21 protein-coding genes are annotated in these 20,854 nt (G+C 52.9%); 14 read left to right on the plus strand and 7 right to left on the minus strand.

Annotated elements, in window-relative coordinates; all coding sequences use genetic code 11:
- Window positions 1–71: 71 nt before the first annotated feature.
- The 10 genes from M8014_RS19630 (at window position 72) to M8014_RS19675 (ending at window position 9,397) form a co-directional block, all read left to right on the plus strand.
- Complete coding sequence (locus M8014_RS19630; RefSeq protein ID WP_271284290.1) at window positions 72–1,334, plus strand: MFS transporter; 1,263 nt, start codon at window positions 72–74, stop codon at window positions 1,332–1,334.
- A complete protein-coding gene (locus M8014_RS19635; RefSeq protein WP_271284054.1) occupies window positions 1,331–2,017 on the plus strand; it encodes a 3-oxoacid CoA-transferase subunit A in 687 nt (228 codons plus the stop codon). The genes M8014_RS19630 and M8014_RS19635 overlap by 4 nt, the downstream gene beginning before the upstream one ends.
- A gap of 9 nt (window positions 2,018–2,026) precedes the next feature.
- Entirely contained in the window at window positions 2,027–2,689 is a 663-nt protein-coding gene (locus tag M8014_RS19640) for a 3-oxoacid CoA-transferase subunit B (protein WP_271284055.1), read from the plus strand.
- Entirely contained in the window at window positions 2,689–3,456 is a 768-nt protein-coding gene (pcaD, locus tag M8014_RS19645) for a 3-oxoadipate enol-lactonase (RefSeq protein ID WP_271284056.1), read from the plus strand. Before M8014_RS19640 ends, pcaD begins: the two co-directional genes overlap by 1 nt.
- On the plus strand, window positions 3,453–4,568 hold the full coding sequence (locus M8014_RS19650; RefSeq protein ID WP_271284057.1) for a muconate/chloromuconate family cycloisomerase: 1,116 nt from the start codon (window positions 3,453–3,455) through the stop codon (window positions 4,566–4,568). Before pcaD ends, M8014_RS19650 begins: the two co-directional genes overlap by 4 nt.
- An 11-nt stretch (window positions 4,569–4,579) precedes the next feature.
- Window positions 4,580–4,879 (plus strand): muconolactone Delta-isomerase, encoded by a 300-nt coding sequence (gene catC / locus M8014_RS19655; RefSeq protein ID WP_271284058.1) that lies wholly within the window; start codon window positions 4,580–4,582, stop codon window positions 4,877–4,879.
- Between the two features lie 34 nt (window positions 4,880–4,913).
- On the plus strand, window positions 4,914–5,840 hold the full coding sequence (gene catA, locus M8014_RS19660; protein ID WP_271284059.1) for a catechol 1,2-dioxygenase: 927 nt from the start codon (window positions 4,914–4,916) through the stop codon (window positions 5,838–5,840).
- Between the two features lie 284 nt (window positions 5,841–6,124).
- Entirely contained in the window at window positions 6,125–7,015 is an 891-nt protein-coding gene (locus tag M8014_RS19665) for a LysR family transcriptional regulator (RefSeq protein ID WP_271284060.1), read from the plus strand.
- A gap of 192 nt (window positions 7,016–7,207) precedes the next feature.
- Window positions 7,208–8,266 carry an alpha/beta hydrolase gene (locus M8014_RS19670; RefSeq protein WP_271284061.1) on the plus strand — a complete coding sequence of 353 codons (1,059 nt, stop codon included), beginning with the start codon at window positions 7,208–7,210 and terminating at the stop codon, window positions 8,264–8,266.
- A 12-nt stretch (window positions 8,267–8,278) separates the two neighbouring features.
- Window positions 8,279–9,397 carry an NADH-dependent flavin oxidoreductase gene (locus tag M8014_RS19675; protein ID WP_271284062.1) on the plus strand — a complete coding sequence of 373 codons (1,119 nt, stop codon included), beginning with the start codon at window positions 8,279–8,281 and terminating at the stop codon, window positions 9,395–9,397.
- A 292-nt stretch (window positions 9,398–9,689) separates the two neighbouring features.
- On the opposite strand, the gene M8014_RS19680 is transcribed toward M8014_RS19675, so the two are convergent.
- Entirely contained in the window at window positions 9,690–10,493 is an 804-nt protein-coding gene (locus M8014_RS19680) for a helix-turn-helix transcriptional regulator (RefSeq protein WP_271284063.1), read from the minus strand.
- 103 nt (window positions 10,494–10,596) lie between these two features.
- On the opposite strand from M8014_RS19680, the gene M8014_RS19685 reads away from it, so the two are divergent.
- A complete protein-coding gene (locus tag M8014_RS19685) occupies window positions 10,597–12,051 on the plus strand; it encodes an MFS transporter (RefSeq protein WP_271284064.1) in 1,455 nt (484 codons plus the stop codon).
- 193 nt (window positions 12,052–12,244) lie between these two features.
- Here the strand turns inward: M8014_RS19685 and M8014_RS19690 are convergent, their stop codons facing one another.
- The 4 genes from M8014_RS19690 to M8014_RS19705 form a co-directional block, all read right to left on the minus strand.
- On the minus strand, window positions 12,245–12,451 hold the full coding sequence (locus M8014_RS19690; protein WP_271284065.1) for a hypothetical protein: 207 nt from the start codon (window positions 12,449–12,451) through the stop codon (window positions 12,245–12,247).
- A gap of 140 nt (window positions 12,452–12,591) precedes the next feature.
- Window positions 12,592–14,007: a porin family protein gene (locus M8014_RS19695; RefSeq protein WP_271284066.1), complete on the minus strand. Its 1,416-nt coding sequence runs from the start codon at window positions 14,005–14,007 to the stop codon at window positions 12,592–12,594.
- Window positions 14,008–14,059: 52 nt separating this feature from the next.
- Window positions 14,060–14,806 carry a Slam-dependent surface lipoprotein gene (locus M8014_RS19700; RefSeq protein WP_271284067.1) on the minus strand — a complete coding sequence of 249 codons (747 nt, stop codon included), beginning with the start codon at window positions 14,804–14,806 and terminating at the stop codon, window positions 14,060–14,062.
- A gap of 649 nt (window positions 14,807–15,455) precedes the next feature.
- Window positions 15,456–16,664 (minus strand): MFS transporter, encoded by a 1,209-nt coding sequence (locus M8014_RS19705; protein WP_271284068.1) that lies wholly within the window; start codon window positions 16,662–16,664, stop codon window positions 15,456–15,458.
- A 104-nt stretch (window positions 16,665–16,768) separates the two neighbouring features.
- Here M8014_RS19705 and M8014_RS19710 point away from each other — a divergent pair, with 104 nt between their 5' ends.
- From M8014_RS19710 to M8014_RS19720, 3 genes are all read left to right on the plus strand, one after another.
- Complete coding sequence (locus M8014_RS19710) at window positions 16,769–17,686, plus strand: LysR family transcriptional regulator (RefSeq protein ID WP_271284069.1); 918 nt, start codon at window positions 16,769–16,771, stop codon at window positions 17,684–17,686.
- A gap of 267 nt (window positions 17,687–17,953) precedes the next feature.
- Entirely contained in the window at window positions 17,954–18,343 is a 390-nt protein-coding gene (locus M8014_RS19715; protein ID WP_271284070.1) for a VOC family protein, read from the plus strand.
- Between the two features lie 412 nt (window positions 18,344–18,755).
- Entirely contained in the window at window positions 18,756–19,070 is a 315-nt protein-coding gene (locus M8014_RS19720; RefSeq protein ID WP_271284071.1) for a cupin domain-containing protein, read from the plus strand.
- A gap of 182 nt (window positions 19,071–19,252) precedes the next feature.
- Here M8014_RS19720 and M8014_RS19725 read toward each other — a convergent pair whose 3' ends face one another.
- Together M8014_RS19725 and M8014_RS19730 are read right to left on the minus strand one after the other, a co-directional pair.
- Window positions 19,253–20,104 (minus strand): Vmh family MBL fold metallo-hydrolase, encoded by an 852-nt coding sequence (locus tag M8014_RS19725; RefSeq protein WP_271284072.1) that lies wholly within the window; start codon window positions 20,102–20,104, stop codon window positions 19,253–19,255.
- A gap of 8 nt (window positions 20,105–20,112) precedes the next feature.
- On the minus strand, window positions 20,113–20,763 hold the full coding sequence (locus tag M8014_RS19730; protein WP_271284073.1) for a DsbA family protein: 651 nt from the start codon (window positions 20,761–20,763) through the stop codon (window positions 20,113–20,115).
- Window positions 20,764–20,854: the final 91 nt, after the last annotated feature.

The raw sequence follows: 20,854 nt of genomic DNA on the forward strand, positions 1-20,854 counted from the left end.
TAACGCGGATGAGCAATGTCGTGACTGAAAATACCGTCGCCCCGGCGGCGGTTCCCCAGGATGCCGGGCAGATGCGCAAGCTGGTGTTCGCCTCGGTGCTGGGCAATGCCCTGGAGTGGTACGACTTTTTCCTGTACGGCACCGCGGCGGCGCTGGTGTTTGGCCCGCTGTTCTTCCCGGTGGGCGGCGACCCGATGCAGGGCACGCTGCTGGCGTTTTCCGGCTTTGCGGTGGGCTTTCTGGCGCGTCCGCTGGGCGGCATTGTCTTCGGTCATCTCGGGGATCGCTACAGCCGCAAGATGACGCTGATAATGACCCTGACCCTGATGGGGGCCACCACCTTTGTCATCGGCCTGCTGCCGGTCTATTCGCAGATAGGTATCCTCGCACCGATTTCACTGATCACCCTGCGCTTTTTACAGGGCGTCGCATCCGGCGGGGAGTGGGGCGGCGGGGTGTTGATGCTGAGCGAGAACGCCCCGGCATCCCGTCGCGGGTTCTATACCGCCTGGAGCCAGATGGGCGTCTCGGGTGGGTTTGTGTTATCCGCTTTCGCCTTTTATCTGGTGCAGAAGCTGCCGGAAGAGGACCTGATGAGCTGGGGGTGGCGCGTACCGTTTCTGCTTAGCATCGTGATCTTCCTGGTCGGGGTCTACATCCGCAAAAACATCCGCGAGAGCAAGGCTTTTAGCCAGGCCAAACCGGAAGACAAGCATGAGAAGATCCCGCTGATGGTGATTATCCGCGAGCACCCGAAAGCGCTGCTGCAGGCCATCGCCCTGCGCCTGCCGGAGAACGGGGCGTCGTACATCTTCTTCACCTTCTCGGTGGTCTACGCCAAACACATTGGCATCAGTACCGGGGAGATCATCAGCGCCGTCACCCTGGCGATGCTGGTGGAGTTCTTCTCGATTCTGTTCTGGGGCGCACTGTCGGATCGCATCGGCCTGAAGCCGGTCTACTACATCGGCGTGATCGGTCTGCTGGTGATGGCGTTCCCGTTCTTCTGGCTGCTCTCCACCGGCGACTACGGCTGGATCATGGTGGCGATGCTGCTGGGCCTGCCGTTCTGCCACGGGGCGATGATCGGCACCCAGCCGTGCATCATGAGCGATCTGTTCCCGGTGCGGGTGCGCTACTCCGGCCTGGCGCTGGGGCATGAAGTGGGCTCGATCTTCTCCGGTGGCCTGGGGCCAATGCTGGCGGTGGCGATGCTGATGTACTTCGACGCGTCCTGGCCGGTCTCCCTGCTGCTGATGGGCTATGCATTGCTGGCATGGATTGCGCTGCGCAGCCTGCCGTCTGACAAGAACAAAAATGAGGTAGCACCATGATTGATAAAAGGATTGCCGCCATCGACGGCGCGGTAGCCGACATTTTTGACGGTGCCATCGTGATGGTGGGCGGCTTCGGCCCGGCCGGACAGCCCGCCGAACTGCTCGACGCCCTGATCCGCCGCAGACCGCGCAACCTGACGCTTATCAGCAACAACGCCGGGAACGGCGACTACGGCCTGGCGGCGCTGCTTAAGGCCGGTTGCGTGAAAAAAGTGATCTGCTCTTTCCCGCGCCAGACCGACTCCTGGGTGTTTGACGATCTCTATCGTCGCGGGGAAGTGGAGCTGGAGCTGGTGCCGCAGGGCAACCTGGCGGCCCGCATTCAGGCCGGTGGTGCCGGGCTCGGCGGGATTTTCACCCCCACCGGGTTTGGCACCGCGCTGGCGGCAGGCAAAGAGACGCGCCATATCGACGGCAAAGATTATGTCTTTGAAACCCCGCTGAAGGCCGACTTTGCGCTGATCAAAGCCCTGAAGGCCGACCGCTGGGGTAACCTGATTTACGACAAAACCGGGCGTAACTTCGGGCCGATTATGGCCACCGCCGCCAACTGCACCATCGCCCAGGTGAGCGAGATCGTACCGTTAGGCGAGCTCGACCCGGAAGCGGTGGTCACACCGGGGATTTTTGTCCAGCGCATCGTCCCGGTGGCGACCGCGCGTCAGACCCAGACGGCCTAAGGAGATTACGTGAATAAATTGACTCATCAGCAGCTGGCCGAGCGCATTGCCCGCGACATACCGGAAGGGGCGTACGTGAACCTCGGGATCGGCCTGCCGACCCGGATTGCCAACTATCTGCCCGCGGATCGCGAGATTTTCCTGCACAGCGAAAACGGCATTCTCGGGATGGGGCCAGCGCCTGCGCCGGGCTGCGAAGATCCGGAGCTGATCAATGCGGGCAAGCAACCGGTGACCCTGCTCGACGGCGGGTGTTATTTCCATCACGGGGACTCGTTCACCATGATGCGCGGCGGTCACCTGGATATCTGCGTGCTGGGGGCGTATCAGGTTTCCGAGCATGGCGACCTGGCAAACTGGAGCACCGGGGAACCTTCCTCCATTCCGGCAGTTGGCGGGGCGATGGACCTGGCGATTGGTGCGAAGCGCGTGTATGTGATGACCGAACATCTGACCCGCCAGGGCGAGTGCAAAATCGTCAAAACCTGTACTTATCCGCTGACCGGCATGGCCTGCATCGACCGCATCTATACCGACATGGCGGTGATGGATATCACCGCGGACGGCATCCTGGTGCGCGAGCTGTTTGGCGACGTGACGCCCGGGTACCTGCAGTCGGTTACCCCTGTGGCGCTGACCTTTGCCCTTAATGCTGAAACCGAGGAGGCGTGATGGATCTGGAATATCGCCTCGATGGCCCACAGGACGCGCCGCTGCTGGTGCTCTCCAACTCGCTGGGCACCACCTGGCAGATGTGGCAGGCGCAGATGGCCGACTTCACCCGCCACTTCCGCGTGCTGCGCTACAACACCCGCGGTCACGGCCGCTCTCCGCTGGCAGAAGGGGGCATCACCCTCGATACCCTGGGGCAGGACGTGATTGCCCTGCTCGATCATCTGGACGTGGAGCGCGCCGTCTTTTGCGGCATCTCGCTCGGCGGGATGACCGGCCTGTGGCTCAATCGCCACGCGCCGTCGCGTTTTTCGCGCATCGTGGTCGCCAATACCGCGGCGAAAATCGGCGAAGCCAAAGGCTGGCTGCAGCGTGCCGCCACCGTGCGTCAGCAGGGGATGGGCCCGGTCGCCAGCGGCGCGGCGGATCGCTGGTTTACCCCGGCGTACCGCGAGAGCAACCCCGGCGTGGTCAAGCTGCTGGTGGATGGCCTGGCCGATACCCCGAAGGAGGGCTATGCCGTCTGCTGCGAAGCGCTGGCCGTTGCAGATTTGCGCCCGGACGTATCGGCGATGCTGCGCCCGATGCTGGTCATCGCCGGGGAAGACGATCCGGTGACCACGGTCAACGACGGCGAGTGGCTCGCCGCCCAGGCAAAGCAGACCCGCTGCGTGACCTTACCCGCATCGCACCTCTCGAACGTCGCCTGCCCGGCGGCGTTTAACCAGCAGGTGCTGACCTTTTTAACCGCAGGAGCTGCGACATGAGTATCACCATTGAATCCCTGGCCTGCTGGCTGGTGGATATCCCGACCATCCGCCCGCACAAGCTGTCGATGGCTACCATGGGCTGCCAGACGCTGACAATCGTCAGAATGCAGTGCGCCAACGGCATTACCGGCTGGGGCGAAGCCACCACCATCGGCGGCCTGAGCTATGGCGCAGAAAGCCCGGAGGCGATCAAATCCGCGATTGAGACCTATCTGGCCCCGCTGCTGTGCGGCCAGACGTTCAGCGGCCCGGCGGCGCTGGCTGACAAAATGAATGCCCACGTGAAGGGCAACACCTTTGCTAAATCCGCCCTGGAAACCGCGTTTCTCGATGCCCAGGGCAAGGCGCTGGGCCTGCCGGTCAGCTCGCTGCTCGGCGGGGCGCTCACCACACGGCTGCCGGTGCTGTGGACCCTGGCGAGCGGCGATACCCAGAAAGACATCGAAGAGGGTCAACGCCTGCTGGCAGAAGGGCGGCACGACACCTTCAAGCTGAAGATTGGCGCACGCGGGCTGGATGTTGATATCCGCCACGCGCTAGCGATCAAGGCCGCGCTGGGGGATGAGGTCAGCATCCGCGTGGACGTCAACCAGGCGTGGGATCTCACCACCGCCATCAAAGGGATGACGCAGCTGCAGGATGGCGGTATCGACCTGGTGGAGCAGCCGATCCCGCTGTGGGATCGGCAAGGGTTAATTGCCCTGAGCCAGCGCTTTGCGGTGCCGATTCTGGCCGACGAAGCGGTGTCGACCAGCCATGACGGCTATGCCCTGGCGAGCGGCGGCTTTACCGGCGCGTATGCCCTGAAGATTGCCAAAGCGGGCGGTCCGGTGCAGGCGCTTAAGCTGGCACAGGTGGCGCAGGCGGCAGGCGTGGCGCTGTACGGCGGCACCATGCTGGAAGGCACGCTGGGTAGCGTCGCATCGTTACATGCCTGGTCGACGGTCAGGATGCAGTGGGGCACCGAGATGTTCGGCCCGCTGCTGCTGAAGGATGACATCGTGGTCCGTCCGCTCGATTTCAGCCACGGACAGGTGACGTTACCGCAGGGGCCGGGCCTGGGCGTCGATATCGACGAAGAGAAGCTGCGTTACTACGCACGTAAATAAAGGAGAACGCGATGCTGTTTAAAGTGGAAATGACGGTCAACATCCCGTCATCCCTGCCCAAAGAGCAGGTTGAAGAGGTTAAAGCCAAAGAGAAAGCCTACTCCCAGCGTTTACAGCGCGAGGGGAAATGGCCGCACATCTGGCGCGTGGTCGGCCAGTACGCCAACGTCAGTATTTTTGACGTGGCGGACAACCAGGAGCTGCACGAGATCCTGACCGCGCTGCCGCTGTACCCGTGGATGGAAATCAGCGTGCAGCCGCTGTGCGCGCATCCGTCGTCTATCTATACCGAACAAACGTCGTCGAAATAATTACAAAAACGTACCCTACAAAGAGGAATAAGCAATGTCACAGAACCCTGTACATCAAACCGAGCTGGACACCTTATTGGCCATCAGCAGCGGCTTAAATTCCACCGGTGGCAATGACCGTTTTAAAAACATCATGCATCAGCTGCTGAGCGATGTGTGCAAGACCATCAAGCAGTTCGATATTACTGACGAAGAGTTCTGGGTCGCGGTGAACTACCTTAACGAGCTGGGCGGACGCCAGGAAGCGGCGCTGCTGGCCGCCGGTCTGGGCCTTGAACACTATCTGGATATGCGCGCTGATGAGAAAGAGGCCGCATCCGGTGAAGAAGTGGGTACCCCGCGCACCATCGAAGGGCCACTGTACGTGGCCAACGCCCCGCTGAGTCAGAGCTTTGCCCGTATGGACGACGGCAGTGAGCAGGCCGAAACCATGTGGCTGCAGGGCCAGGTCACCGACCTGAACGGCAAGCCGGTGGCGGGCGCGATTGTGGATATCTGGCACGCCAACACCCTTGGCGGCTACTCGTTCTTTGATCAGTCCCAGAGCGAATACAACCTGCGTCGCCGCATCCTGACCGATGAAAACGGCCGCTATGCGGTGCGCAGCATCGTGCCGTGCGGCTACGGCTGCCCGCCGGATGGCCCAACCCAGAAGCTGCTCACCGCCCTGGGCCGCCACGGCAATCGCCCGGCGCATGTGCATTTCTTTGTGTCGGCGCCGGGGTACAAACACCTGACCACGCAGATCAACCTGAACGGGGATGAGTATCTGTGGGATGACTTTGCCTTTGCGACCCGTGCGGAGCTGATTGCGGATCCGGTGAAGATCACCGATGCCAGCGTGGCGCAGGCGCGCGATCTCAATGGGGAGCATACGGAGGTGAATTTTAGTTTTACGCTGGTGGCCAGTGCCGAAAGTAATGAAGAGCAGAAGATCAAGCGACTGCGTGTGAAGGAGTGATGGCAGTAGGCGCTGTGTGAGTAAAGGGCCGGGATCGCGATAAGCGGTCCCGGTTTTTTGTTATAAGGGATATCGACTATAACGGCGTAGAGATTTTTTTGGTTTGATGGTCAGTAAAGTGGCAAAAGCGGACGTTGTAAGCCTTAATTTTATTAAGTATTAGTGAGTGCTAATGGATACTTGTCGTGGATGAGAAACGTTGGATCGTTACCAATAGACAAACCTCCACGCCAGGAATTATTTTATAAGTAAGAAATATTAATCCAAAAGAACCTGGTCAATAAATGCGCCGTAAAAATGTGAACGATTATCAAGCTTTTATCGCAGTTGCCCGTGAAAAAAGTTTCACAAAAGCGGCCGCTCAGTTAGGTGTCTCGCAGTCGGCGCTGAGCTACACGGTAAGGACTCTTGAAGCAGATCTTGGCCTTCGTCTTCTTACCCGTACCACGCGTAGCGTTTCTGTGACAGAAGCTGGCGAGCGGCTACTTTCCCGTATAGGACCACATTTTGACGAAATTGAAAGTGAGATCGCCGCACTCAGCGGGTTGAGAGAAAAACCAGCCGGTACTGTGCGTATTACTGCCGTTGAACATGCAGCCGATACAATTCTCTGGCCTAAACTCGCCCCGGTGATGCTTGAGTATCCCGATATCAACATTGAAATTATCAGCGAGTACGGACTTAAAGATATTGTCGCTGAACGTTATGATGCTGGCGTTCGGTTGGGCGAACAGGTCGATATGGATATGGTTTCCCTGCCTCTTGCCAGGGACTTCCGTTTTGCAGTGGTCGCAGCGCCCTCTTATTTCATGGGGAAGACCTATCCGGGAACGCCTCGTGATTTAAACGATCATAGCTGTATCAGATTACGCCTACCCACTCATGGCGGATTCTATACCTGGGAGTTTCGCAAGGATAAGACGGAAATTAAGGTCCGTATTGATGGACGAGCGACTTTCAGCACAATAAATATGATGAGGCAGGCCGCCCTTGATGGAATGGGACTTGCTTATCTGCCGTTAGATACCGTGGAGAATTATCTTGAAAACGGGATGTTAGTCCAGGTGCTGACAGACTGGTGTCCACCGCGTCCCCCCTATCATCTTTACTACCCCAGCCGTCTACAACATTCTCTGGCATTCGCACTTGTGCTCGAAGCACTCCGTGCCCCATAACCTTTGAGCGCTGTTTGTCCTGGTCCATATCGAACTCAGTTACTTATAACCCTATTAATAAAACCTCCTTCTAAGCCCATGCGAAATTAAGCATCTAATTTCTCAATACTAAAGAGATTAAGATGGCCGCTGAAACAATTCATGTTTTTTCAGCGGCCAGGGCCGCCATCATATATATGAAGGAGTCTTGCAATGAGTAAAAAAACAGGTGGGTTAAGTCGCCGTAATTTTATCCTGACGAGTTCAGTGGCCTCAGCAGGATTACTGATGGCGGGTCATGCTTTAGCCATGCTCTCACCTACACCTAATACATCTGGCACCACTACACACGTAGATGGCATTACAGTCACCAGCGTCCTGTTCCGGAACAATGAGATAATGATGTCCGGAAATGTCTACGTCCCCCCTGATTTCAGCGAAAACCGTCAATACGCTGCTATTGTCGTTGTCCACCCTGGTGGTGGCGTTAAGGAACAGACTGCTGGACTTTATGCCCTTAAACTGGCTAAAGAAGGATTTGTCACCCTGGCGTTTGATGCCTCCCATCAGGGGGCTAGCGGCGGATTACCGCGTTTTGTTGATGATCCCATGAAGCGAGTCGTCGATTTCTATAGCGCAGTCGATTACCTGACGACTCTCCCTTATGTCGATAATAATCGAATCGGCGCATTAGGCGTTTGTGCAGGCAGTGGTATTACGGTTAAAGCGTCGATGACGGAACGCCGAATCAAAGCGCTGGCAACGGTCAGTGCCGTAGATGTTGGAGCTGCGACCCGAAAAGGCTGGGAGGGAACAACATCAGAATCTGAACTCATTCCTACTCTGGATGCGGTTGCTAAACAGCGCACAGTCGAAGCAGCAGGCGGCGCACCGGTTTATGTCAACTATGTACCCAAATTGGGTGATACCAGTGCACCAAAAGATCTTCAGGAAGCTGCGGACTACTATCTGACTGAACGCGGAAAATATCCGACTTCTACCAATCAAATGCTGATGACAAGTATCAGTACGCTGGCGTCGTTCACCGGATTTGAAGGGGCAGATGTCTATTTAACACAACCACTTCTGATTATAGCCGGTAGTAAAGCAGGATCGCTCTGGCATAGCCAGGAATTACAGAATACTGCGGCCTCTGTTCAAAAAACGCTGCATATCATTCCGGGTGCAACACATATGGACCTCTATGATGGTCAGGGTGCAACGGTTGCAGCGAGTAAGCTGGCTCCTTTCTTCAAGAAAAATCTCGCATAGGTATGACTATCCATGAAACAAAATCCACTACTTGAAAGATTTCCACTTGGTAAAGGTGTGACGCTGCGCAACCGTATTGTGATGGCCCCGATGACGACCTGGGCTGGTAATGATGACGGCACGGTATCTCATGAGGAAGAAGCATATTATCGTCGACGCGTTCAGGACATCGGGCTGGTCATTACTGGCTGTACTCATGTTCAGGAAAACGGCATTGGGTTTACGGGAGAATTTGCTGCGTATGACGACAAATTTATTCCCGGTTTAAAGCGCCTTGTTATTGCTGCAAAAAGCGGTGGAGCACCGGCAATCTTACAAATATTCCATGCAGGTGTGAAAACCAGCCCTGAACTGGTTTCGGATATTGTCGCTGCAAGCGCTATTCCCGGTGACGCCGGCCCTTTCGCACCGTCCGTTACCCCTCGTGAACTGACATGCACTGAAGTCGAAACTGTTATTCAGGATTTCGGGAAAGCAACTCGCCGTGCAATAGAAGCAGGATTTGATGGTGTTGAGTTACATGGTGCTCATGGCTTTTTACTTCAGAACTTTTTCTCACCTCATTCCAACCGTAGAGAAGATCAATGGGGCGGCTCTCTTAAAAACCGTATGCGTTTCCCACTCAGCGTCATTGAGAGTGTGCGTAAAACGATTGCTGAGCATGCAACCAATCCCTTCCTTATGGGATACCGCATTTCACTGGATGAGCATTACGAAGATGGGTTGCGCATTGATGAGTCGCTTCACCTGGTTGACCGCCTGGTCGATGAGGGTATTGATTATCTCCATGTATCACTCGGTAATGCACTTGAAGCCAGACCCGTTGATGCACCGAATGGCCCCAAAGTTATCGAAATCGTGCGCGATCACCTTGCTGGACGTATACCTCTGATTGTTGCCGGGCAGTTGCGAACACCAGAGCAAGCCGAGGATGCTGTTAAAGCAGGGGTATCTTTGACGGCAGTAGGTCAGGGTATGATTATGAACCCAGACTGGGTTAAATTCGTAGATGGCAAAGCTGAAGGAAAAATTGCTCTAAATATTGCTGCATCAGACGTAGAGCAACTTGCTATACCCCAGAAACTGTGGCGTGTAATTGAGGACACGACTGGCTGGTTTAACATCCGTTAAATACGGCCTAACCGTAATATGACAATTAGAATTAACTTGCCATTGATTTCATTTCAGAACCTGCAAAGTTCTTACATGGCCGGATTTCGGGATTAACTGGGTTACGGCCATGTAAATTTTACCTTATTCCTTTACGTCCTCTTCAAACTAAAGGGACATTATTTCAGGCATACCATCCGCTTCTCGTTCACTGCGGACCTTCAGCTCAGTTAGATGGTCCGCTTCGTGCCAAAAGCGGCCCCTTGTGATGCCTGCCAGAACGCGGCGCGAGATTTCTTTCCCTGAAAAATGGCTAATTAGGACATTCAGAACCCTCTATTTGTCGTGCATACACTATCAATCTCAAATGTCTGTCTTCATCCACAGTCAGTGACGTGAATTCGAAAGGCAAGGCCTGTTCCCCTATCAGCAAATGACGGACTCCATTGCATTTCGCGGGAACCTGATGTTGTCGCCACCAGCCTTTGAACTCTGGCGAGACGTATTCCAGCTCATTTACCAATTCAGCTATATCCGTATTTTGGCTGGCGCGAGTGAAATCTCGGCGAAAGCTTGACAGCATTAGCGGCGCCTGTTCATTCCAGTCTACGATTCGTCTCTGAAGAGTGTTATCGGTGAAAAGTAGCCAAAGGAGGTTACGCTGCTCGGGTATATGACAGCCAAAATTAAATAACTCGTCGGCTAATGCATTAAAACCCAGGACGTCCCAGCGCAGATTAAGCACGAAAGCGGGATGCGGCAGGTCATGCATCAGTCGTCTTACAAGTGGTGGCAGTACACACCAGGTTTTACCGGGTTCGGCCGGAGGGCGCTCATGTGCGAGCATAAACAGGTGTCGACGTTCAGCGGCATCCAGTTTCAGCACCCGCGCCAGATTATCCAGAAAGGTGGATGACACCCCAATATCCCGGCCCTGTTCAAGCCATGTGTACCAGGTGAGGCCAACACCCGCAAGTGCTGCGACTTCTTCACGCCGCAGGCCTGGCGTCCGGCGACGGGTTCCGCTGGGAAGCCCTACGTCGACAGGTGACAGACGTTCCCGCTGCGCACGCAGGAAGGCCGCCAGATCAGTACGCGTTCGATTTAATGTCCGCATCGCTCATCTCGTTGCTTAAAGTAATAGTATAAAGTGTTAAATTGTAATCGTTTAATAAGACAGCGAGAATCGTCGCATATTCTTCTTGAATTGGATATGCAATATGAGTTCAACCTCCTGTTTTACCATTCCCTCCCAACGTCCCTCGCGTGGTACGCCTCCCTGGGCTGGTTTGTCCGTGCTGCTCCTTGCGGGATTCGTTACCATCTTTGATCTGTTTGTCGTAAACGTCGCCATCCCCAGTATTCAGACCAGACTGGGAGCGAATTTTGCGCAGATTGGCCTTATCGTCGCCGGGTATGAACTCGCATTTGGCGTTATGTTGATTACTGGGGGGCGGCTGGGGGACATGTTTGGTCGCCGTCGATTATTCATTACTGGTATGGCTGGCTTTACGCTGGCTTCAGCTTTCTGTGGCCTGGCGCCAGGCACCGGTTATCTTATTTGCGCCCGGGTTTTGCAGGGGCTGGCAGCGGCATTATTGTTCCCGCAGGTTTATGCCTCCATTCTTGTTAACTTTGAGGATAATGACAGGCGCAAAGCCTTTGGCTTGTTGGGGATGACACTGGGGCTGGCCGCTATTGCCGGTCAGGTGCTGGGCGGATGGCTGGTACACGCGGACTTGTTTGGTCTGAGCTGGCGCAGCATTTTTCTCATTAATTTGCCGATTGGCGCTTTAGCTATTCTCGCAGCACGATCAATTCCCGAATCCCGTGCCCCGCAGAGGCCGCTGCTGGACTGGCCAGGTGTGCTACTAGTCAGTTGCGGGCTGGTTCTGATTTTGGCTCCATTAATAGAAGGACCAGTGCAAGGCTGGCCTGACTGGAGCCGATGGGCACCAGGTATAGGACTGGCTATACTGATACTCTTTTATCGACAACAAGAGAAACGTCGAATAGCAGGCAAATGGCCCCTGGTCGATATGAGCCTGATGGCGAATAGCCATTTCTCGCTGGGAACGATGCTGGTGTTGTTAGTTTACTCTACCTCAAGTTCATTCTTTCTCTGCTTTGCCTTACTGATACAGACGGGGCTGGGTTTGGATGCCTTCCATGCAGGAAGTATCTTTGCTCCCTGTAGCGTAGGTTTTATGCTTGCATCCCTGGCTGCACCGCGACTGGTTGCCAGATGGGGAACATATAGCCTTTTTATTGGCGCATTAACCTATGCGGTCTTCATTGCAATAATGATATTTCAGGTATGGATGTCAGGATCAGAACTGAAACCAGTGCAGTTAATTCCTGCACTTATTATGGTCGGTGCTGGCCAGGGTTATATTATGACGCCATTACTGAATCTTGTTTTGAGTTTTGTTGAAGAAGCGGAATCTGGCATGGCATCCGGGGTTATCTCGACAGTTCAGCAAATCGGGGCTGCTCTGGGCGTTGGCGTCGTTGGCATTCTGTTTAATGGTGCGCTTTCAAAGACGACTCACCTGCCACATGCCGGGCAGTATGCTTCTGCGTTTGTTGCCGGGATGCTGTACAACCTCGCTGCGTCGGCAGTAATCTGCCTGTCGTTGCTGATTTTGAAAAAAACGCAACCGACAGAAAGTTGACCTAATTTCATCAGCGGCCTCTTGAGGCTGATAGAAACGGATTGAACTGTTAGGTATTAGCAGGGATGCATGATGTGCGCTTATCGCTCGCAGCAGTCCTGCAGGCGGACGATGACAACTAAAACGCTCATCCACCAAAATACCATCAGGCCCCCGCCATAAATGCATCACTAAAGCGTGCTCCTCGGGTCGATCACTTCATCCCTGGCGCACGCCGGGCCAGCCAGGCTCCCCAGAACAGGCTGGAAAAGAAGCGTACGGGATCCTCAAAGCCCGCGTCGCTAAGCAAGGCAAAAACGGCATTTTCCGGCAGAGGTGGCTCTGTGCCCTGCAAAATGTTGTTCATTTTAGACCGGAGCTCTTCCGCCCCCGCGCCGTTCATTCGCCAGCGATTTGCCACCCCAGCTCCGGCTACATTCGCGCGAGCAAGTTCGTGGCAGACATCCTATCCGGCCAGGGCAATCCGGCTTTGTCGTGCGTATTCTCCTGCACGAGTAGCGTCGAATTTAGCGGCAGAATCTTGTGTCATGGCTTCTCCAGTCAAAAATTCTTATCCAGAGAAAGCGTGACATTCCTCTGTCGATAATCATAGAAATCGATATTGCTATCAACCCGCTTATAGGTGAAATTCAGTTTCGGCATCACCCCAAAGAAATAGAGGTCTCGATGCCAGAGCGAGAAGTTATAGATTTGTTCGTTATCTTTCCGTCGTGTTGAGAAGATATCACTGTCGGCCTGGTAATTGCGTCTGGCAATGGCCGTGGTGGCGGCAAAAGAGAGTTGCCAGGGCATATCAACCTGCACCCCACTGCGCAAACCTACCCGATGGTTAGATTCACTGCGAGTGAAGGTCTGCTGATCGAGCAGATCGAAGCCTGCAAATCCTGATACCCGGTTGCTGAATGCATGGGACAGGGTTGTGGAAGAGTAACGATTTTGCCCGCGCAAGAATCGATAATCTTTATCATCATAATCCAGTTTCTGATATTCCAGCGCCTGACTTACCTGCCAGGTGGGCGTAAGTAAATAACTGTATTCGGCGCGGACGCCAGGGCCAGAAGAATACGCCTCTGTGCCATACCATCTTTTTTCATAAAAAGGCAACAGGGCAAATTGTTGCCGGAAATTACGCCATTGATATCCAGCATAAGCACGGGTGGTAATATCATCAAAATCATGATTATTCCAGTAGCTCTTACCGTTTACCGTACCAAGAAATCGCAAACCATGCTGATCGTAGAGTTGAACATCTTTTTGTAATGCGCCATTGAACCAGAAACCTTCTCCGCGCTGAGGGAAACTATCCTTATTACGAATAAACAGACGATCACCAACCCGAATGGTTTTACCAGATGAAGCATTATTCACATTGCTGTCATTCAGATAACTTAGGCTGAATGAACCCGTTAATGCGCTGCCTTTCTGAATGCGCTCAAGATATTGTGCAATGACCTGCTGAATATTCTCAGGCGGATTGCTTTGTAATACACGACGAAATTGATAATCAGCCGCGTCAAACTGACGATTTTCAAACATGGCACGCGCTAAATCCAGACGCACCGCAGCAAAATCAGGATGCCTACTCAGAATCGCACGATAGTGTTCAATCGCCTCTGCATAATGCCCCTGACTGCGTGCCAGACCGGCTTTTGCAAAATGAATCAGGGTAGAATCCGGATTTGGTGACGCCGCATAGACAGGTAAAATGGCACGAACCATCGGCCACTTTTCTTCACGAATGGCCTGATCGAGCAGCGCCATCGCCAGCTCTGGCTGTTCCGCCAGTTGAGCATTGGTAACATGCAGCGTCTTTTCGCCAGGCTCGGTGCGCTTGTCCGGCGTGGTCAGTCGTTCAAAGTGGGGAGCAGCAGGAATCGAGTCGGTTTCCGGCGGCGCAGCAAACGCAACGCTGAGCGGGCACAGCACACTCAGCGCGCCAGTACGCAAAATATTCATAGAAAGGCTTACCATCTGAAGGTCCGGTCAGTCAGGCTGACCGGAAAACGATTTATTGACGTGTCGCGCCAAAGGAAGCGTTTTTAGTCGTGTCTGCAAACTGCGCCAGACCGCCTAACTCTTCAGCCGTGGGACCATTGAAATGTCCGGTGAACGTCCCCGCCTGCCCGCCGGATTGCGCATTACCGGTGAAACCACCGTTGGCAATGTTGCCCTGCATCGCAACTTCGCTACCAAAGGTATCATTTCCGGTAATAGTGCCGTTGATGGTTTTCGCCGCGAAATCAATGTCAAAGCGAGCATCACTCAGGGTGCTTTCACGCATACCGTGACCCACATAGGTCGCAGTTCCCTGGGTAGGCACGTTAGCCGCGAGCGTGGCATCCCCGGTGTAGAAGACGTCATGCTGACCTTTTTCAAATTGTGTCCAGGTACCGAACGTGGTGTAACTCATACGGCCACAGCACCATGACGTTGAGGAGACCGCGGAACGGTCGTCACGGGTGAGCCGCTGGGTTTGCACCAGGCCCGCAGAGATCCCGGTGCCGCGCATAACATATTCACGGCCCTCAGGGGTGGTGTAGGTCCAACCAGAAAGGGTACCGCCGGTGGTCAGGCTGACCGGTGCCGTGGCAGGGGTTTCCGGTGCGGTAACCGTATTGCCGTTATCCGTTTGCACAGGCGCAGTGGTTACCGGGGGCGTGCTATCGCCACCGCCGCCACCGCCGCCACCACCGCCGCCGCCACATGCAGTCAGCACAAAAGCGGTCAGTAATAAACCAGGTTTTAAGATCCCCATACGCTAAACGTCCTTGGTTGTGAATAAACTCGTAAGATTTGTAACATAATTTTTGCGAATAAATTTACGTCAAAACATTAAGTATCTCTAATGAATAGTTCTTATTTCTGTTAATTCTAAGATTAATCTTAACAATAACTTACACAACGTTGCGCCTGTGGATCAGTTAACCGGCGTTAATTTAACTTAAGTCGATTAATTAGCGCTTTTTCACGCGCTTTCTATTATGTGCCCTTATTCATCCTCTCATGCTTGTTACATATAATTTAACTTAGGTGTTTGCGTTTTTTTTCAACATTAGCTAATGAATCTCCTGCTTGTATGATAGAAAATCGGGTTGCGTTGCATCACGACGTATCGATGTTGTGTCAGCGCAGGCATCACGTCTCGCTGGCTGAAAGCTCTGAGAAGTCATTGCGTCAGAATTTTTCTGCAAGGGGAATAACTGGCATTCAGAGACCAGCTTATGTACAGAAGTGAACAAAAGATCCAAATCGATATTATCGTTGGCGAAGCCGTGATGCCGTTGCTCAACGAAGGTTTAACCACAAAATGTCATTTTTGATATAAAACCAATGTCCGCTTATCGCTCGCGGCGGACCATCAACCCAGGAAGCTCGTCCGCTCAGTGCCAACAGCGGACGTTGTGCTAATCATTAACAAAGTGGTCGGGCTGGGGAATACGTTTAGCCAGTTTCTTTTGTAGTGCCATGACCATCAGGGGAAACCCAGTCGCAGCTAATGCACAGACTGCAAGTAATCGGTCTAAGTTCTGAGCTGTTATGCTGTGGTCAGGCAGTAATAAAGACGACAAAAAGAATGCAAGAGTTGTTATCAGGGACATTATCGCAGCCTGTAACGAAGAAAAACTGGCGCGTTGTTCATCCGCTGGATATTGGATCGTAACCGAAGATGATGAAACCAGCCGACTATACGAAGCCCCCAGAAATAAAGTAATAAAGAGAACCGCGCTGTGATAGCCCATAGCAGGGATCAGTAAACTGACTACAAAAAGTAACGTTGAGATTGTCGCCAGCATCAGAGCGGAAAAGCGCGATGTCAGAACTCCTGTTATTTTTGTAGAGAGATAGCCTGCAATCCCTCCGCTTAAGAACAGCAATGGCAGCTGGTCTTGTTGTGCACCCAAATGATGGATCATCAATGGGGTCAAAATGGGAATGATCAGCATTGGGCTAAACTGTACCAGTGCATTACAAGAGGCAAAAAGCAGGGTTTGAGCATCAATAGTTAGCTTGTTCTTAGCGGGTGATTGAGCTGCATCCCTGGGAATAAAAAGGGCTATAAGCGGTAAAGACAGCAGACACAGAAAACTGATTGACCACAGTGAAATATGCCAGCCATAGTGTGTGCAAAGAAATAATATTGATGGCATACCAACGATGCTTACTATCGAAAATGACGCAATTACCGTGGCCAGCATTTTCCCACGCATGTTAACAGGGGAGTCGTTTATCAAGATACTCATCCCCACCCCCATCGTTGTACCGCCAACCAATCCTGCGCAAAATCGTAGGGCCAATAGGGTGTCAAAATTTGTTGTAAATGTAGACGCAAACGTCAGTGCTCCCAGCAGCAGCATGTTCTGCATTAAGAATCGCTTCTTATCAAATCGGTCTATCCAATAAAAAGCAGCAACACCGGAAATAACTGCACCTAATGTGTACATGCCGGAGACATATCCAGAAAATGAAACCGGAACCGAAAACGCTTCTGCCATAAAGGAAAAAACAGGCGTTAATGCCATGTATTCCAACGCATTAGTAAACTGGATAAAGGCAATGATGATGGCTATCCGCATGAGTGTTTTGTGATTAAACATTTGAGTAACCTGTGGCATAACAAGCAGCCTATAAGAAATGGATGCTAAAAGTTTATCGGGTATCAATAACCCGCATAAGATGGTAAAAATGGCGAGTATTGTTATCAAATGTGGGATTTGCTATGCGTCCGGCTCTCGACTTTACTACCCTGAAAGTGTTCATCGCCGTGGTTGACAGAGAAAGTTTCGTTGGGGCATCCAGAGCGCTTGAAATGCCGACATCAAACGTAAGCCGTTGTATTTCTCAGTTAGAAGAAAAACTGAACCTTCAGCTTATCGAACGCAGCACACGCCATATGAAGCTCACCCAAGCGGGACAGCTACTCTATGCACGAGCAAAACCACTGCTTGAAGCACTTGAACAAACTGAGTCTGAATTGACCCAAGGACAGGTTCAACTCAAAGGCCCATTACGGATCTGTATTCCCAATGAAATAGGACCAGCATTGCTGGGTTCTGTTATTGCCGATTTCGCGTGTCAGTATCCGGATGTGGAGATCAGCTGTGTCACAAATTTGTCAGGCTTCGAATCTCTTCGCGATGATCTTGATTTAGCAATCATTGTTAGCCGTGGTCAGATGGATGACAGTGACTACATCGCCCGTCATCTGGTTACTATCCCTTGCACCATTGTTGCAGCGCCCTCCATCATTCTGCGTTATGGAACCCCTTCTCATATCCAGCAGTTTGAAGAATTACCCTGTATTACAACGGTAAGTGCACTGAAAGGGGCACCATGGCAATTTGTCAGTGGAAAAGGCAGGTTCGAGACAATTGCAGTAAAAGGGCATTATCGGGTAAACAGCGGAGAGATGGCTGGACGGGCTGCTGTATCAGGTGTTGGTTTTGCCATTCTTTCGAAACAAGCTTGCCAGCCCTATATCAATGATGGGCGACTCATCGAGATTACGTTTGAACAGTCGGCGGCCCCATTGCACTTATTCGCGCTTTATTCCAATCGACGCTACTTACCCGCAAAAACACGAGCACTTATTGATTTTATGCATCAGAAGTTGAGCCATCTACCCTTGGTAACATAAGAGCGTATTGAACAGCCACAACATACTGAACGTCGGGTCTTAGCTCAATGTAGTCCCTCACTTCCACGCCCCGTCCGCTCCGTGCCAGGAGCTGACGTTGCAGGCTTAAGTCTGTGCTAATCAACGGGGAGCAGGTCAATGGACCTGCGCGAATATTTACACGCAGGAATAGCACTGGCATAACCACCTGTTCTTATGCCAAATCAAACATCATCCGGTGATTGAATGTTTTACTGCATATTCTTCTTTGCAGATAGGAGTATAAGGATGATTGATCACACCGGATTCAGCGTAACCAATCTTGAAGACAGTAAACTGTTTTACACACGTGTTCTGGCAAGCCTTGGCCATATTGCCCGGCTTGAAATACCGGATAAAGCGGTAGGTTTTGGTCCTGCCAGACCCGATGAAGGGTCAGATCCGGGAGGCGCGTTCTGGATCGCACAGGGCACGCCCGCCACGCCCCGGATGCATCTCGCCTTCAGTGCAAAAAACAAAGAGGAAGTGGACGCATTCCACTCTACCGCCCTCCGGGTCGGTGGAAAAGATAATGGTGCACCGGGGTACAGGCCTCAGTATCACCCCGGATATTACGCCGCGTTTATCCTTGATCCTGATGGGTACAATATTGAGGCTGTTTACCACGAGACACGATAATGACTCGCGGCGCGGAAGTGTCTGAATTACCAATGGCTATGCATCTTTTATAAAATACATTTTCTATTCAGGTGTTAATAAAGAGTGTAAGCCGATTGATGAGTTTGACATTACTGCAACACGATCAGGAAAGCCTTACATCATTTACTGTACTTCTGCTTTTCGGCCGCAGCAGACATACGGCTCGGTTGGCTGACCGTCTCGTGCCATTTGTTGACGCGATTAATCCATCGGCCCTTTGATCAATAGGATTCTGGTCAGGTCAGATTGCAGCATGGGGTACTTCAAAAATAAGTGTGTATTGAGGAAGGATATAGCTTCTTATTCAACTTATTTTTCCATATTTGTTATATGACGGCAGGGAATTTATATGGCATAAGAGCATTAAACGAACATCAAAAGGAATGACGTTATGTCGCTTTATGACCTTAGAACCGAAGCACATGCATTACCGGAGGCCTGGCACTCTCATGTATTAGGCCGCATTGGTACAGTGAATCTCAAAGTTTTACGAATGGATGAACGATCGGTAATTGAAGAGGTACATGAGTATGACGAGGGGTTACTGGTTATTGATGGACGTCTGGAGCTTAGTGTAAAAGGAAAAAAAATATCTGTAACGTCTGGCCAGCTTTATGTAGCCAAAGCTGGCATTTCTCATACTGTTGAAACAGGCAGCTTTGGCGTACTGGTTATCATAGATTTACCAGAAACGGAAATTGCCTAACGATAGTATGTCCGCTCCTCGCTCACAGCGGATCATCAACCCAGTAAACTCGTCCGCTCAGTGCCATAAGCGGAAGTTGCCAGTTTCAGCTTATGTTTACAAACGGAGAGCGGATTAAAGCCGGGGGTGCTTCGCTTGCCCGGCCTACAACCCCCCTCAACGGGTAAATGTGTCGACAGGGCTTACCACTTCATCTCGCCGGTATTAACCTTCGCGCTCAGTTCGAGCGAACTCTCATCCGCCAGACCCGGGTACGCCGCTTTCATTGCGTCAATAACCGCGGTCGACCCCTTCTGGCTGGCCAACGTCTGCTCAAATTTTTGCAGATAAGTATGGGTGAAGGTGATGGCCGAGTCGTTTTCCGGGCGCGCACCCAGGTAGTGACCGGGAATAACCTGCTGCGGTTTCAGAGACTGCATTTCGCCAAGCACCGTCATCCAACCCTGACGGATAGCCGGGGTTTGCGTATCAGCGGTCCAGACATGAATGCCGGAGGCAATCCCCGTTCCGCCGAGAATCGCCTTGTTCGCCGGGATCCAGACATAGGCGGCATATTCACCGGCGTGTTTTAACTCCAGCGCTTCGCCGTCGACGGTAAAGCGGGTGGCGTTTGTCGCCTGTGGCACGATGATTTTTGTCGGTGCGCCGTCCTTCATCTGCGGGCCCCAGAACGCCAGCTTGGCGTCTTTGGTGGCCTTGATATGATCAACTACGGCCGGAGATGCCACCACATTTACCTGCGGGAACGCGGCCACCAGGGGCTCAAGCCCGAAATAGAAATCCGGATCGCCAGAGGTGATCACAATCTCTTTCAGGGTTTTGCCACCGGCTTTGATCATCTTCACCAGCTGCTCGCCATCTTTAACGCTGAACTGGGCATCAAACAACACCGCTTCAGTCGGGCCGGAGACAAGGGTGGACGAGACCGGGAAAATGCCTTTTTCCTGTGGGTTATAGACCTCAAGGTGCAGCGGGGCGGCGAATACGGGCGCAGCGGTCAGCGTTAATACCAGCGAGAGAGATTTCATGTTCATGGTGATCCTTAGTGGTTTATTCGGGTGAGTTGCGGTTTAACCAGCGCGAAAAAGGCATCGGGTTTACCGTAATAACGTCCGACAGGCAGCAGCGTGCTGTTCCCGTCGGTGTCGATAATCGCAGCCGTGGGGAACCCCTGGCCTTTGACCATTGCCATGAGCATCCGCGCATGCTGAATGCTCTCCAGCGTTTCATTTTCCTGAATTTGTCCGAGCCTGATGTCAGGCCCCGCCGTCTGATCCAGAATCTGATTCACCACCTCGGGATGGGTGATGTTTTTCCCGTCCTGGTACCAGGCCCGCTGGATGGCGTTGAGAAAGTGCAGATCGGCGCCGGGCAGGGCAAACCGCTGTGCTGCCAGTAGTCCGCGCGTGGTCGGCAGGGAGTCGAGGACAAGCTGGCTGTCGGCCAGCAGCTTGTGGCGATATTCCGCACCAAACGTCATGCCGGTTAAGGCGGCGATACGGGCATCATGCTCGTTAACGTGTGCCAGCCAGCTGGCGTCCAGCTGTCGGCGATGGGAACCAATAAAAAGCCCGCCTGGCAAAATATGCTGCGCAGAAAAATCCTCGGCGATGCGGTTAAGCAGCGGCAGAGCGCCATAGCTCCAGCCACACAGGGGATCGATAATCCAGTAAAGCCCGGCCTGAAATGCCATGACGATGTTCTCCGTTTTGGGGGTGAGGACATTCTACGGATTTGTATGTCTGATAGAATTCCTGAAACAATACATGCTGAGTTTCGTAAAA

The organism is Silvania hatchlandensis (genome assembly GCF_025564065.1).
GTDB classification, from domain to species: domain Bacteria; phylum Pseudomonadota; class Gammaproteobacteria; order Enterobacterales; family Enterobacteriaceae; genus Enterobacter; species Enterobacter hatchlandensis.